The organism is Phenylobacterium sp., from assembly GCF_035569475.1.
In the GTDB taxonomy this organism is placed as follows: domain Bacteria; phylum Pseudomonadota; class Alphaproteobacteria; order Caulobacterales; family Caulobacteraceae; genus Phenylobacterium.
On the sequence record NZ_DATMNA010000099.1, the window covers coordinates 23147 to 37202 of the forward strand.

A 14056-nucleotide genomic window follows, 5' to 3' on the forward strand; every position below is an offset into this window, starting at 1 on the left:
TCTAAAAGGCGCCCATGCCGCCGCCCCCCGATCTGCCCATTTGGGAGGCCCTGCCGGACCTGAAGGCGGCGCTCCGCGCGGGGAGCGTCGCGGTGCTGGTGGCCCCGCCGGGCGCCGGCAAGACCACGGTGGTCCCGCTGGAGCTCCTGGCCGAGCCCTGGGCCGTGGGCGGCAAGATCATCGTCCTGGAGCCGCGCCGCCTGGCCGCCCGCGCCGCCGCCGAACGGATGGCCGCCACCCTGGGCGAGCCGGTCGGCCGCACGGTCGGCTTCCGGGTGCGGATGCAGTCGAAGGTCTCGGCCGCCACCCGGATCGAGGTGGTCACCGAGGGCGTCTTCACGCGGATGATCCTGGGCGACCCGGAGCTGGCGGGCGTGGCCTGCGTGATCTTCGACGAGTTCCACGAACGCAGCCTCGACGCCGACCTGGGCCTGGCCCTGGCCCGCGACGCCCAGGGGCTGCTGCGCGAGGACCTTCGCATCCTGGTGATGTCGGCGACCCTCGACGGCGCGGCGGTGGCGCGCCTGCTTGGCGACGCGCCGGTGATCGAGAGCCTGGGCCGCGCGTGGCCGGTGGAGACCCACTACCTCGGCCGTGACGAGCGCCTGCGCCTCGAGGACCGCGCCGTCCGGGCCACCGAACGCGCCCTGGCCGAGCAGACCGGCTCCCTGCTGGTCTTCCTGCCGGGGCAGGGGGAGATCCTGCGCACCGCCGAGCGGCTGCGCGAGCGTCCGCGCGCCGGCGTCGAGATCGCCCCGCTGTTCGGCGCCCTGGACGCCCGCGACCAGGACCGCGCCATCGCGCCGCCGCCGCCCGGGATCCGCAAGGTGGTCCTGGCCACCTCCATCGCCGAGACCAGCCTGACCATCCAGGGCGTCCGCGTGGTGATCGACGCCGGCGTCGCCCGCGTGCCCCGCTTCGATCCGGCCAGCGGTCTGACGCGGCTCGCCACCGTGCGCGTCTCCCGCGCCGCAGCCGACCAGCGCCGCGGCCGCGCCGGGCGCACCGAGCCCGGCGTCTGCTACCGCCTGTGGGACGAGGCCGAGACCCGCGCGCTCCCGGCCTACGCCGACCCGGAGATCCTCGACGCCGACCTTTCGGGCCTCGCCCTCGACCTCGCCCGCTGGGGCGCCAAGGACGCGAGCGGCCTGGCCTTCCTGGATCCGCCGCCGGCCGCCGCCTTCGCCGAGGCGCGGAGCCTGCTGGTCCGCCTGGAGGCCCTGACCGCCGACGGCGTCCTCACCGCCCACGGCCGCGCGCTCGCCGACATGCCGCTCAGCCCGCGCCTGGCGCACATGGTGCTGAAGGCCGCGGACACCGGCCAGGCGGCTCGCGCCGCGCGGATCGCCGCCCTGATCGTCGAGCGTAATCTCGGCGGCCGCGACGCCGACCTGCGCCACCGCCTCGACGCCCTGGACCGCGATCGCAGCCCGAGGGCCCGCGACGCGAAGGCGCTGGCCGATCGGTGGGCGGGGCCGAGTGGCAAGGGTGGAGCGGGCGACCCCCTGTCCGACGGCCTGCTGCTGGCCTTCGCCTATCCTGAGCGGATCGCCCGTGCGCGAGGCCCGCGCGGCGAGTTCCAGCTCGTCAGCGGCCGCGGCGCCTTCCTGGAGGCCACCGACGCGCTGGCGCGCGAGACCTGGCTGGCGGTGGCGGAACTGGGCGGCGGCGAGCGGCGCGACCGCATCCTGCTCGCCGCGCCGCTGGACGAGGCGGAGCTGGCCGAAGCCTTCGCCGCCCAGCTCACCGTCGAGGACCGGTTGGAGGAGAGCGGGGCAGGGCGCCTGCGCGCCAAGCGCCTCACCCGCCTGGGCCGCCTGACCCTGCGCGAGACGTTCGACGACAACCCCGATCCGGCCCTCATCGCCGCAGCCCTGGCCGACCGGGTGCGCGCCGAGGGGGTCGCCATCCTGCCGTGGGGCGAGGCGGCCGTGGCGTTGCGCCAACGCATCGCGTTCCTGCGGGGCCATGACCCCGCTTGGCCGGACCTCTCCGACGCCGCCCTGGCTGCGCGGCTCGACGACTGGCTGACGCCGATCCTGCCCGGCCTGCGGTCGCTGGCCGCCCTCAAGCCCGATGTCCTCGACGGCGCCCTGCGCGCCCTGATCCCCTGGGACCTGCAGCGCCGCCTGGACACCGACGCGCCCGCCCGCTGGACCGCGCCCACCGGCAACAGCTTCGCCATCGACTACGCCGCCGAGGCCGGCCCCCGGGTCGATGTCCGGGTGCAGGAGGTGTTCGGCGCCGCCGTTCACCCGACGGTCGCCGGGGTTCCGATCACCATGTCCTTGCTCTCGCCCGGCCACCGCCCGATCCAGACCACCAAGGACCTGCCCGGCTTCTGGAAAGGCTCCTGGAAGGACGTCCGCGCCGACATGCGCGGCCGCTATCCGAAGCACCTGTGGCCCGAGGACCCGGCGAGCGCCGAACCCACGGCCCGGGCCAAGCCGCGCGGGACCTGAGCGGCGCTGCACGCCGACTGACCTGCGCGCGCCACTTCTGCGTGCAGCTTGGGCGCCTCGGCGGCCTTGACGGAACAGCGTGCGGAATCCGGTTGCGGTCGGCAGAGCTTGCTCGACAACAGTAGGGAATTGATCCGCGAGCGGTCGCCGAATCTCCGGCCGCCGCGCCTCGAGAAGGATGAATTCCGGTGACCGAACCCAGCTCCGACTCTGCCCTGATGGACCGCCGCGCGCTGCTGCGCACCGCCGCCTTCGCGGCCGCCGCCATTCCGATCGCCAGCGAGGCGACCCTGGCGCAGGCCAAGATGGCCTCGCAGAGCATGGGCGTGTTGCCGCCCGACGCGGTGATCATCAACGCCAACGAGAACCCGCTCGGGCCCTGCAAGGCGGCCTGCGAGGCGATCACCAAGATCCTGCCGCTGGGCGGGCGCTACGACAGGATGGGCGAGCTCAACGCGCTGACCAACGAATACGCCGCCCTGCACGGGTTGAAGCCGGAGAACGTCGCCTTCTACGCCGGCTCGTCGGAGCCGCTGCACTACACGACGCTGGCCTTCACCGGTCCAGGCAAGGGGCTGGTCATGGCCGATCCGTCTTACGAGTCGGCCAACATGGCGGCGCAGATCTCCAAGGCGCCGGTGAAGAAGGTCCCGCTGACCAAGGCCTATTCGCACGACGTGAAGGCCATGGTCGCCGCCGACCCGAACGCCGGCCTGATCTACATCGTCAACCCGAACAACCCGACCGGCACGATCACGCCCCGCGAGGAGATCCTCTGGGCGCTGGAGAACAAGCCGAAGGGCTCGATCCTGCTGGTCGACGAGGCCTACATCCACCTGTCCGACGAGCAGTCGGTGGTGGACCAGGTCGCGGCGGGCAAGGACATCATCGTCCTGCGCACCTTCTCGAAGATCTATGGCATGGCCGGCATCCGCTGCGGCGTCGCCATCGCCCGCCCGGACCTGCTGGACAAGCTGCAGCCCTACTACCAGAACGCCATGCCGGTGACGGCGCTGGTGGCCGCGCGGGCCTCGCTCGCCGACAAGGACCTGATCCCGACCCGCAAGAAGTGGATCGCCGACAGCCGGGTCGAGACCCTCGCCTGGCTGAAGTCCAACGGCTACAAGCCGGTCGGAACCTCGGTCTCCAACTGCTTCATGATCGACACCGGCCGCCCGGCCCACACGGTCATCGCCGCGATGCAGAAGGAAAAGGTCTACATCGGCCGCATCTGGCCGGTCTGGCCCAACGCGGTCCGCATCTCGGTGGGCTCGCCCGAGGACATGGCCTCGTTCCGCACGGCCTTCAAGAAGGTGATGGACGCCCCCGCGGTGGCTTCCAACGCCGACCTGAAGGCAGGTCCGGTGGGCGTGACCCACGGCAAGTTCCTGTCGTAGGGACGCCTCATTCGACAGTCGGGGCCGCTCCGCGAGGGGCGGCCCTTTTTCTGTGATGGGCTAGGTCGCCGCGTAGATCATGATCCCGGTGGCCACCGACAGGTTCAGGCTGTCGGCCCGCCCGCGCATGGGGATCTTCACATTGACGTCGCAGAGGGCGGCCATGTCGGGCGGCAGGCCCTGCTGCTCGTTGCCCATCAGGATCAGGGCCGGCCGCGCGTAGGCCGCCTCGCGATGGTCGACCTCGGCGGTCAGCAGCGTGCCCACCACCGAGCCTGGCCAGCCGTTGCGCCAGGCGGCGAACTCGGCCTCTGAAGCCTTGATCAGCGGGATGGCGAAGATCGAGCCCATGGTCGCCCGCACCGCCTCCACCGAATAGGGATCGCAGCACTCGCCCACCAGGATCACCCCGCCGCAACCCGCCGCGTCGGCCGTGCGGACGATGGTCCCGAGGTTGCCGGGATCGCGCACCCGGTGCAGCGCCACCCAGCAACGCGCGGCCTGTGGTTCGATGACTTCGAGCGGCGTGAACACCTGGCGGAAGACGCCGACCACGGCCTGCGGATTTTCCCGCCGGCTCACCTTGGCCAGGATGTCCTGAGTGACCTCGATCACCTCGCCGTTGGCGGCCAGGGTCGCGGCGACGGCGGTGCGGGTCAGCGGGTGGGCGGCGGCCTCCGGACCGTGCATCAGGATCGCCGGCGCATGGCCCGTCTCGATCCCCTCGATCACCGCCTTCAACCCCTCGGCGACGAACAGGCCGGTCTCGTCGCGTTCCTTGCGCAGGTGCAGTGCGCGCACGGCCTTGACCGTGGGGTTGGTCAGGGAGGTCACGGTGCGGCTGGTCACGCCGACCATCTCGCGAAGAAGCTCATGCCGATCTCGCGCGCGCCGTCTTCCTGCACCAGGGCCAGTTCGCCCCATTCGATGGTCCCGCCGCGGCCCTTGAGCTTGTCGGCCAGCAGGCCCGACAGCGCCGCCCCGCTGATCCGCTCGGCATAGGCGTTCAGCACAAGGAATTTCGCGTTTTCCGAAAGAAGTTGCGCGCATAGGCCGGCAAGTTCAGGCAAATCCTCGAACAGTCGCCAGACCTCGCCGTCCGGCCCGCGGCCGTACTTCGGCGGATCGAGGATGATCCCCTCGTACGTCGAGCCGCGGCGTACTTCGCGGGCCACGTACTTGCGCGCGTCCTCGGTGATCCAGCGGATCGGGCGGTCGGCCAGGCCGGAGAGCGTCGCGTTCTCCCGCGCCCAGGCCACGGCCCGCTTCGACGCATCCACATGAGTCACCGCCGCCCCGGCGGCCGCCATCGCCAGGCTGGCCACCCCGGTATAGCCGAAAAGGTTCAACACCCGGGGCTGGGCCACGCCGCGCGCGCCGCGCACCGCGGCGTCCAGCCAGGCCCAGTTCGCGGCCTGCTCGGGAAAGAAGGCCAGGTGCCGGAAACTGGTGAACCGCCCGTTGAACTTCACGCCCTCCCAGGCCAGCGGCCAGGTCTCCGGCGCGGGCGCCTTCAGTTTCCAGCGCCCGGCGTCCTCCTCGTCAGTGGGATCGAACACCGCGTCGGCGGCCTCCCAGGCCGAGGCGGGCAGGGCGGGCGCCCACAGGCACTGCGGCTCCGGCCGGACAACCGTGTAGCGGCCATAACGCTCGAGCTTGCGGCCGTTCCCGCTGTCGACCAGCCCATAGTCGGCCCATCCGCGCGTGCGCATCACGCTGGGCAGTTCGGCGACCTTGGGCTCCGCGCGGCTCATGGTCCGCGCTTACGCGGTCGCGGGCCGCCTCGTCCAGACGAGAAGCGCGCCGGGGCGGTTGCAACGCCCTTGTCACATGCGCGGAATTGGGGTCCCGTAGCGTAAGGCCAAACAACAAGAAAGACGCCATTGTCGGTTGCCGCCACACCTCCGCGCCGCTCCGCCCGCAAGGCCAAGGGCGACGGTCACCTCCGCCGCGCCGAGATCCTCGAGGCCGCCGAACGCATCTTCATCGCCGAGGGCTACGAAGGCGCCACCATCCGCAAGATCGCCGACGAGGTCGGGGTCTCCTCGACCGCGCTCTACATGCATTTCCCGGACAAGAGCTGCATCCTGTTCGAGATCTGCGAGGGGACGCTGAAGCTGCTGCTGGAGCGCAACCGGGAGTTCGCGTCGCGGCCGCTCGATCCGGTGGTGCGCGTGCGGATGATGCTGGAGGCCTATATGCGCTGGGGGCTTGAGCACCCCAACGCCTATCAACTGGTGTTCTCCGGTCCCCGGATTGTCTCCGCCGCGCCGTGGCCCGAGGGGACGGCCGACATGGGCGCGGAGTGCTACGACATCTTCCGCGGCGTGGTGCGCGAGATCGCCGCCTCGGCGCGCCTGCGCACCGGCTCGGCGGATTCTGCGGCCCAGGCGATGTGGATGTCCTGCCACGGCGTCGTGGCGCTCTACGCCTCGCGCCCGAACTTCGGCTGGACCCCGGCCGACGAGCTGATCCAGGTGACCCTCGACGGCCTCCTGAACGGCCTCATCACCGACTGACGGACGCGCGGGAGTTCGCTTCCGAGACTCCGCGGCTGTGCGGCCTCTCAGAACCTGACGGGTTCGTGTGGTTCGTGGACAGAACGACGCTTAGCGCCCGGTCGTGGCGGCGGTGTCGGCCAGGGTGGGCAGGGGGTTCACCGGGGCCGCGCCATAGGCGCCGCGCTTCAGGTCCGCGCTCAGCGTGATCGGGATCGAGCCGCCGGCCATCTTCGCGCGATAGACCTGCATGTTCTCCATCACCCGCATGACGTAGTTGCGGGTTTCCGAGAACGGGATGCATTCGATGTAGTCCACCGGGTCGGTCGAGCCGCCGCGCGGGTCGCCGCAGAACTGGGTCCACTGGGTGGGGCGTCCGGGCCCGGCGTTATAGCCCGCGGCGGCCATGATGTAGGAGCCGGAGAACTGGCTCACCAACTGGCCCAGGAAGTTCGCGCCCAGGCGCATGTTGTACTCGGGCTCGTCGAGCTGGGAGGGCGAGTAGCTGATGCCGCTGCGCCGGGCGAGGATCTTCGCCGTCGCGGGCATGAGCTGCATCATGCCCCGCGCGCCCGCGCCGGAGCGCACGTTCGGGTCGAAGCTGCTCTCCTGGCGGGTGATGGCCAGCACCAGGGCCGGCTCGGCGGCCCCGCCGTCGGGGGCGCTGCGCAGCGGATAGGCCCGCTGCGGCAGGATGAAGCCCCGCTGCGCCGCGCCGCGCGCGGCCTTCATCGACAGCTCCATCTCGCCGTAGCCGCGGGCCAGGTCGACCAACTGCGCCTCGTCCTCGGCGGTGGGCAGGATGTCGTCCAGGTTCAGCACGAAGACCTTGAAGAGCTCGCGCTGGCCATAGTCGAACAGCAGGCGGGTGGCGGCGATCTCGTCGCGCGCCTCGAAGGCGCCGCGGGCCTGCGGCGTGATCGTGGGATCCGAGGCCAGCGTCAGGCGCTGGCCCAGCTTTTCCGCCGCCAGCATGCCGTAGAAGCAGGTGTTGTAGCGCGCGGCCTGGGCATAGAAGCCCTGGGCGGCGGTCTTGTCGCCGCGGGCCTCGGCCGCGCGGCCTTCCCAGTAGAACGCCCGGCCGCGGGTCACCGGCGAGGTGCCGATGCGCTCCAGGTTGGCGAAGTGCCTGGCCGCCTTGGCCGGGTCGCTGAGCTTGGTCAGAGCCACCCAGCCGGCGTCGAACTCGGCGTCGGCGCCCGGGGAGCCCGCCGTCAGGCCGCTGTCGGCCGCCGCCGCATAGGCCGCGTGGGCGTCGCCGGCGCGCAGGGCCGACAGCACCAGATGCCGCCGCTCTTCCCAGATCCGGTCGCCCTGGTCGGCGCTGGTCACCTCGTGCGGGAAATAGGCCACTTCCTCCAGCGCCGGCATGTCCATGCCCCGGCGCCGCAGATAGGCGGCCCGTTCGAAGGCGACGCCGGGCGACTGGGCCAGCTCGGGCGGCAGCGCGGCCACCAGGTCCGTGGCGTCGCGCGCATCGCCGCGCAGGGCCAGGCGCGCGCGGGCTGCGCCTTGCTGATCGGCGGGCAGCAGGCCCAACATGTCGCGCGCCGCCGCCAGTTCCTTGCCGTAGAGCAGGACGTCGACGCGGCGCAGGTGGTCGTCGGCGGTCAGGATGTCGCCGAAGCGGCCCAGCATGGTGCGCTGGACGGTCTCGTCGAAGCTCTTGTCGCGCCACCAATGCTTGACCAGCGTGGTGGCCTCGGACGTGCGGCCCAGGCCGCGATAGGCCGACGCCAGGGCCATGGCGCCCTGGGCCGTGGCGGGGTCGGCCCCGGCGAACCAGTCGACGACCTGTTGCGGGGTCTTGCCGGCAGTCTCCAGCAGGCGCTCGGCGGCGGCCTGGCGACGCTGCGCCCGGGGCCAGGCGGCGAGCTCGCGGCGCGCATTGTCGACCTCGTAGAAGCCGACCGCATCGGCGTCGCAGTCCACCAGCACCCAGGTCGCGGTCTTGCGCGCCAGCGGGTCGGTCATCTGCGAGATGGCGTCGCGCGCGCCGTTCACATTGGCCCGGCGCGCCGCCTCGATGGCCTGGCGCAGCAGGCCGGCGTCGCGGTCGCTCAGGCGGTGTGAGGCGTTGGCGGGCTGCAGGGGCGCATCGCCCATGATCGAGGGCTTGGTGACGCTCTCCAGCAGGTCGCCCAGCGGATCGACGGTCTGGGCGCGCGCAGCCACGCTCGCCATGACGGCGACCCCGGCGATCAACACGGACTTGCGGGCTAGTCTGTTCACGCGACGCCCCAACGGAACCGGAAGCGAATCAATAGGACATTGCGGGCAATGCCTAGGCCAACATATTGTCCCGCCGAATCTGAACGACGCCTTGATAAGCGTCCAATCACGGCAATTTGCATTCCATGACCGAGCCTATGTTCCGGGGCGTTCTTCCCGCTCTCGTCACCCCTTTCCGCGACGGGGAGGTGGACGAAGACGCCTTCGTGCGCCTCGTGGAGCGGCAGATCGCCGGCGGAGTCCACGGCCTGGTCCCGGTCGGCACCACCGGAGAGAGTGCGACTCTTAGCCACGACGAGCACCGCCGCGTGGTCGAGCTTTGCGTGAAGACCGCCGCCGGTCGCGTGCCGGTGGTCGCCGGGGCCGGCTCCAACTGCACCCGCGAGGCGATCGAACTGGTCCGCCATGCCAAGACCATCGGCGCCGACGCGGCCCTGGTGGTCACGCCCTACTACAATCGCCCGAGCCAGGAGGGCCTCTACGCCCATTTCGCGGCCATCGACGACGCCGTGCAACTCCCGGTTCTGGTCTACAACGTGCCCTCGCGCACGGCCGTGGACATTTCCAACGACACGCTCGCCCGGCTGGCGAAGCTGCCCAACATCGTCGGCATCAAGGACGCCACCGGCGACCTGCCGCGCGCCAGCCAGCAGCGGCTGATGTGCGGCGAGGGCTGGGTGATGCTGTCGGGCAACGACGATACCGCGCTGGGCTACATGGCGCACGGCGGCCACGGCTGCATCTCGGTCACCGCGAATGTGGCGCCGGAGCAGGTCTCGGCCTTCTACAACGACGCCCTGGCCGGCCGGTGGCAGGGCGCGCTCTACGGCCAGGATCGCCTGATCCGCCTGCACAAGGCGCTGTTCAGCGACGCCTCGCCGTCGCCCACCAAGTTCGCGCTCGCCCACCTGGGCCTCTGCGCCGAGGACGCGCGCCTGCCGATCGTGCCCGCTTCCGACGCCTCGCGAACCGAAGTGCTCGCGGCGATGCGGGACGCGGGGGTTCTCTGAGTGATCGCACCTTCTCCCGCTGAGCGGCTCTAGCGATGGCGGCCTCGGACACCCCGCGCAAGCTGATCGCCGAGAACCGCCGCGCGCGGTTCGACTACTTCCTCGAGCAGTTCTTCGAGGCCGGGCTGCAGCTCACCGGCTCCGAGGTGAAGTCCCTGCGCAACGGGCGAGCCAACATCGCCGAGAGCTATGCGGCGGTGGAGGGCGACGAGATCATGCTCGTCAACGCCGACATCCCGCCCTACGCCCAAGCCGGTCCGCACTTCAACCACGAGCCGCGGCGCCACCGGAAACTGCTGCTCAAGCGCAAGGAGATCGACAAGCTGATCGGCGCCGTGCAGCGCGAGGGCCGCACGATCATCCCGATCAAGCTGTTCTGGAACGATCGAGGCCTGGCCAAGCTCGAGGTGGCGCTCGCCAAGGGCAAGAAGGACCACGACAAGCGCGAAGCGACCGCCGAGCGCGACTGGCAGCGCGACAAGGCCCGGTTGATGCGGGAGAAGGGCTGACGTGGAGGCCGGCGCGATCGAGGCCCTGGAGCGCGACACCGTCGCCGCCGTCGCCCCGCCGCAGACCCTGGAGATCGGCGGCTGGCTCGCGCCCCTGGACAACGGGACCATCGGGCGGGCCAAGAGCGCGGTCCCCCTGCGCCACGACCTGGGCCCGGACGCCATCGGCGAGATCGAGGCGGCCTACCGCGAGCGGGGTCTGAAGGCCGGCTTCCGCATCGCCGATGTTGCGGGCCTCGAGGCCGTCCGCGCGGAGCTGGGCCGGCGTGGCTACAGGCCCGAACAGCCGACGATCTTCAAGACCGGCTCGATCGCCCAACTCTCCGCCTTTTCAGAGGCTTCCGCACGGATCCTCCCAAGACCGGACGAGGCCTGGGCCGCCGTCTTCCTGGGCGAAGGCTTTGATCCCGCCGATGGCGCGCACCGGGTGTCGGTGCTCACCCGCTCGCCGGGCGCGATCTACGGCGCGGCGGGCGAGAACGGGGCCACGGACGCCGTGGGCGTGATGAGCTTCGGCGCGGCCTGGGCGGGAATTCACGGCATGCGCACCGCGCCCGCCGCCCGCGGCCGCGGCTACGCCGGCGCCATCCTCGCCGCCATGGCCCGCGAGGCGCAGGCGCGCGGCGTCGAGCAGGTCTTCCTGCAGGTGGAGGAGGCTAGCCCCGCGCGCCGCATCTACCGGGCCGCGGGGTTCAGCCCGATCTGGACCTACCGCTACTGGCGGTGACGTCGGGGCTACTTCGCCAGGTCCTTCAGCACGCTTTCCCACTGGAACAGGGCGCCGTCGATACTGGCCAGGGGCACGCGCTCGTTCAGGCCGTGGGCGAAGTCGTCGGAGCCCTTCATGAACACCGCGCCGACCCCATAGGCCGGCACGCCCAAGGCGCGGAAGAACATCGAGTCCGTGGCCCCGGCCGACATCTGCGGCACCACCGGCAGGCCGGGATAGCGCGCATGCACCGCCTTGGTCACCGCGGCCAGCACGTCCGGCCGCAGCGGCGAGGCGCCGGCGTCGATGGCCCCGTCGTTCTGCCGCTCGATCCTGGCCTGCGGGTCGGCGATCACCTGGGCGATGGTGGCCCGCACCGCCTCCGACGAGACCCCGGGGAAGATGCGGCAGTTGATGTTGGCGGCGACCTTCTGAGGCAGGGCGTTGGTGGCGTGGCCGCCCTCGATCATGGTGGCCACGCAGGTGGTGCGTAGCTGGCCCACGAAGTCGGGGTCGGCCGACAGGGCCCCGATCGCGGCCTGGTCCTTCGGATTGGCCACATATCGGCGCAGCGCCTCGCCCACCGGCCCCGGGACCACCGGCGCAGTGGCCTTGAAGCCGGCCATGGTGATCTCGCTGGTCATCACCGGGAATCGGTACGCCTCCAGGCGCTCCAGGTCGTGGGCGAGCTGGTAGATGGCGTTGGTCTTGCCGGGCCGGCTGGAGTGGCCGCCGGGATTGGTGACGATGATCTGGAAGTCGGCGTAGGTCTTCTCCGCCGCCTGGATGCCGTAGCCGAGGGGCTTGCCTTCCTCGCTGAGCTGGCCGCCGCCGCCGTCGCCGTTCAGCACCAGCTCGGCGTTCTTCAGGTCGCCCGCGAACTTCCGCGCCGTCTGCTGCTGGGTCTCTTCGTCGCCGCTGAGCGCCAGGATCACGTCGCGCCCGGGCTTCCAGCCCTCGCGCCGCAGCTTGGCCAGCACTGTCACCACAATGGAGACGTCGAACTTGTCGTCCACGGCGCCGCGGCCGAAAACGTAGCCGTTCTCCACCACCGGGGTGAACGGGTCGCGGGTCCAGTCGGCCGCCCTGGCCTCGACCACGTCCATGTGGTCGATGACCACGATGGGCTTCTTGGAGGGGTCGGTCCCCGGATAGCGGGCGACCAGGATCGAGCTTCCGGCCACGGCCTCGATCTTGACCTCCTCGGGCCGGTAGCCGGCCTTCACCAGGACCGATTTCAGGTACTCGGCATAGGGCTTCACCTGGTCGCCGGGAACCACGGTGCGGAACGAGATGCCCTTCTTCAGCAGCTCCAGGGCCTCGTTGTGCAGCGCCGGGTCGACCTTGACGGTCTGCGCGAAGGCAGGGGCGGCGAGCACGGCGGCGCAGGCGGCGAGGCCGAGCAACAGGGGTGTCTTCAAGGTCGGGGAATCCATTTGGAGCTGAGGTCTCGCGAACCTAGCGGGGCGCGGACCGGGAAGCGAGCGGCGAGGCGTGGTCGGGCGCGCGCCGGAACCTTTCCGCGCCGCTTAAGCTTAGGTGACCCACAGGACGTCGCGCCGATTTGGCGGACGCCGCCAGAGACGGAAACGACCCATGGACACCCACAGTCTGATTGCCTGGCTGATCATCGGCGCCATCGCCGGCTGGTTGGCCGGGACCTTCGTCCGCGGCGGTGGCTTCGGCCTGGTCGGCGACATCGTGGTGGGCATCATCGGCGCCTTCATCGGCGGCTGGCTGGCCGGCGTGCTGCATGTCCATGTGGGCAGCGGCTGGATCTCCTCGATCATCACCGCCGCCATCGGCGCGGCACTGCTGCTGATCATCCTGCGGGCAGTTCGACGGACCTGACGGCTCTCCGCGGGCGGCGTTCCATCCAGACCTCGCCCTGCCGCGGCTAGTCGCGCTATAGTGACGTCCGCGGGCCGGAGGGAACGCGGATGGGACAGCCGGCGGCCGCTGCGGCCGCAAGCAGGCCTCGTGTCGTCATCGTGGGCGCCGGCTTCGGCGGGCTGCAGGCCGCGCGAGCCCTGGCGCATGCCGCCGCCGACGTGGTGCTCATCGACGCCAAGAACCACCACACCTTCCAACCCCTGCTCTATCAGGTGGCGACGGCGGCCCTGTCCCCGGCGGCCATCGCCTGGCCGATCCGAAACCTCCTGAAGACCCAGGCCAACGCCCAGGTGCTGATGACCCGGGCGACGGGCGTCGACCCGGCCGCGCGGCAGGTGCTGACCGAGGCCGGGCCGGTCGCCTACGACCAGTTGGTGGTCGCCGCCGGCGCGGCCCACTCCTATTTCGGTCACGACGGCTGGGCGGCCTTCGCGCCCGGCCTGAAGAGCGTCGAGGACGCGCTGGACGTCCGTCGCCGGATCCTCTCGGCCTTCGAGCGCGCGGAACTCGCCGGCCAGGGCAGGGCGGCGCCCGCGCTGACCACCTTCGTGGTGGTCGGCGGCGGACCGACCGGGGTCGAGCTGGCCGGCTCGATCGCCGAGATCGCCCGCGACGCCCTGAAGTCGGAGTTCCGCCACATCGATCCGGCCGCGGCCCACGTCGTGCTGGTCGAAGGAGGCCCGCGCATCCTGCCCAGCTTCCCGGAGAACCTGGCCGCCGAGGCGGCGCGCCGCCTGGCCCGCTACGGCGTGGACGTCAGGACCAACGCCATGGTGGTGGACATCGATGCGTCGGGCGTCACCCTGGAGGACGGGCGGATCGATGCGTCCACCGTTCTTTGGGGGGCGGGCGTCAGGGCCGCGCCGCTGGTGGCCGGCCTGCCGGGCGAGCACGACCGGGCGGGCCGCGTCCCCGTGGGGCCGGACCTGTCGCTGCCCGGCCATCCGGACATCTTCGTCGTCGGCGACGGCGCGGCGGTGGTCTCCGATGGCGGGCCGGTCCCCGGCATCGCCCCGGCCGCCAAGCAGATGGGCGGCTACGTCGGTCAGGTGATCGCCGCGCGCCTGTCCGGGCATCCGCCGCCGGGGCCGTTCCGCTACAAGCACGCCGGGGATCTCGCCACCATCGGCCGCGGAGCGGCGGTCGTGAAGGTGGGCGGCCTCCAGCTCACCGGGTTCGCGGGCTGGCTGTTCTGGGGCTTCATCCACGTCTATTTCCTGGTCGGTCTGCGCGCCCGCTTTTTCGTCGCCCTGGACTGGCTGTGGAGCTACGTCACCTATCACCGCGGCGCGCGGCTCATCACCGGCGCCTAGGCGGCGCCACGGCCGGCTTGATCAAGCCAGCCA

12 protein-coding genes are annotated in these 14056 nt (G+C 71.4%); 8 read left to right on the forward strand and 4 right to left on the reverse strand.

The features are described from left to right. The first annotated feature begins 14 nt into the window (after positions 1-14). The gene (gene hrpB, locus VNW53_RS15935) at positions 15-2462 is read left to right on the forward strand and encodes an ATP-dependent helicase HrpB (protein WP_325556787.1); all 2448 of its coding nucleotides are present in this window, start codon (positions 15-17) and stop codon (positions 2460-2462) included. Positions 2463-2650: 188 nt separating this feature from the next. Further along, positions 2651-3859, forward strand: coding sequence for a pyridoxal phosphate-dependent aminotransferase (locus VNW53_RS15940; RefSeq protein ID WP_325556788.1), 1209 nt, complete (start codon positions 2651-2653; stop codon positions 3857-3859). Between the two features lie 60 nt (positions 3860-3919). Here the strand turns inward: VNW53_RS15940 and VNW53_RS15945 are convergent, their stop codons facing one another. Continuing rightward, complete coding sequence (locus VNW53_RS15945; protein WP_325556789.1) at positions 3920-4708, reverse strand: RNA methyltransferase; 789 nt, start codon at positions 4706-4708, stop codon at positions 3920-3922. Beyond that, positions 4705-5613, reverse strand: coding sequence for a class I SAM-dependent methyltransferase (locus tag VNW53_RS15950; RefSeq protein ID WP_325556790.1), 909 nt, complete (start codon positions 5611-5613; stop codon positions 4705-4707). Before VNW53_RS15950 ends, VNW53_RS15945 begins: the two co-directional genes overlap by 4 nt. Before the next feature lie 129 nt (positions 5614-5742). Here VNW53_RS15950 and VNW53_RS15955 point away from each other — a divergent pair, with 129 nt between their 5' ends. Beyond that, positions 5743-6378, forward strand: a complete 636-nt coding sequence (locus VNW53_RS15955) for a TetR/AcrR family transcriptional regulator (protein WP_325556791.1) — start codon at positions 5743-5745, stop codon at positions 6376-6378. A 90-nt stretch (positions 6379-6468) separates the two neighbouring features. Here VNW53_RS15955 and VNW53_RS15960 read toward each other — a convergent pair whose 3' ends face one another. Next, entirely contained in the window at positions 6469-8589 is a 2121-nt protein-coding gene (locus tag VNW53_RS15960; protein ID WP_325556792.1) for a lytic transglycosylase domain-containing protein, read from the reverse strand. A 125-nt stretch (positions 8590-8714) separates the two neighbouring features. Between VNW53_RS15960 and dapA the strand changes: the two genes are divergently transcribed. From dapA to VNW53_RS15975, 3 genes are read left to right on the forward strand one after another with little or no spacing between them, the layout of a single operon-like run. Beyond that, on the forward strand, positions 8715-9599 hold the full coding sequence (gene dapA, locus VNW53_RS15965; protein ID WP_325556793.1) for a 4-hydroxy-tetrahydrodipicolinate synthase: 885 nt from the start codon (positions 8715-8717) through the stop codon (positions 9597-9599). 35 nt (positions 9600-9634) lie between these two features. Next, positions 9635-10108, forward strand: coding sequence for an SsrA-binding protein SmpB (gene smpB, locus VNW53_RS15970; RefSeq protein ID WP_325556794.1), 474 nt, complete (start codon positions 9635-9637; stop codon positions 10106-10108). Position 10109: 1 nt separating this feature from the next. Beyond that, positions 10110-10835 (forward strand): GNAT family N-acetyltransferase, encoded by a 726-nt coding sequence (locus tag VNW53_RS15975; protein WP_325556795.1) that lies wholly within the window; start codon positions 10110-10112, stop codon positions 10833-10835. Between the two features lie 8 nt (positions 10836-10843). On the opposite strand, the gene VNW53_RS15980 is transcribed toward VNW53_RS15975, so the two are convergent. Continuing rightward, a complete protein-coding gene (locus tag VNW53_RS15980) occupies positions 10844-12238 on the reverse strand; it encodes a M20/M25/M40 family metallo-hydrolase (RefSeq protein WP_325556796.1) in 1395 nt (464 codons plus the stop codon). A gap of 175 nt (positions 12239-12413) precedes the next feature. Between VNW53_RS15980 and VNW53_RS15985 the strand changes: the two genes are divergently transcribed. Both VNW53_RS15985 and VNW53_RS15990 read left to right on the forward strand, forming a co-directional pair. Then, positions 12414-12668, forward strand: a complete 255-nt coding sequence (locus VNW53_RS15985; protein WP_325556797.1) for a GlsB/YeaQ/YmgE family stress response membrane protein — start codon at positions 12414-12416, stop codon at positions 12666-12668. A gap of 89 nt (positions 12669-12757) precedes the next feature. Continuing rightward, positions 12758-14023, forward strand: coding sequence for an NAD(P)/FAD-dependent oxidoreductase (locus tag VNW53_RS15990; protein ID WP_325556798.1), 1266 nt, complete (start codon positions 12758-12760; stop codon positions 14021-14023). Positions 14024-14056: the final 33 nt, after the last annotated feature.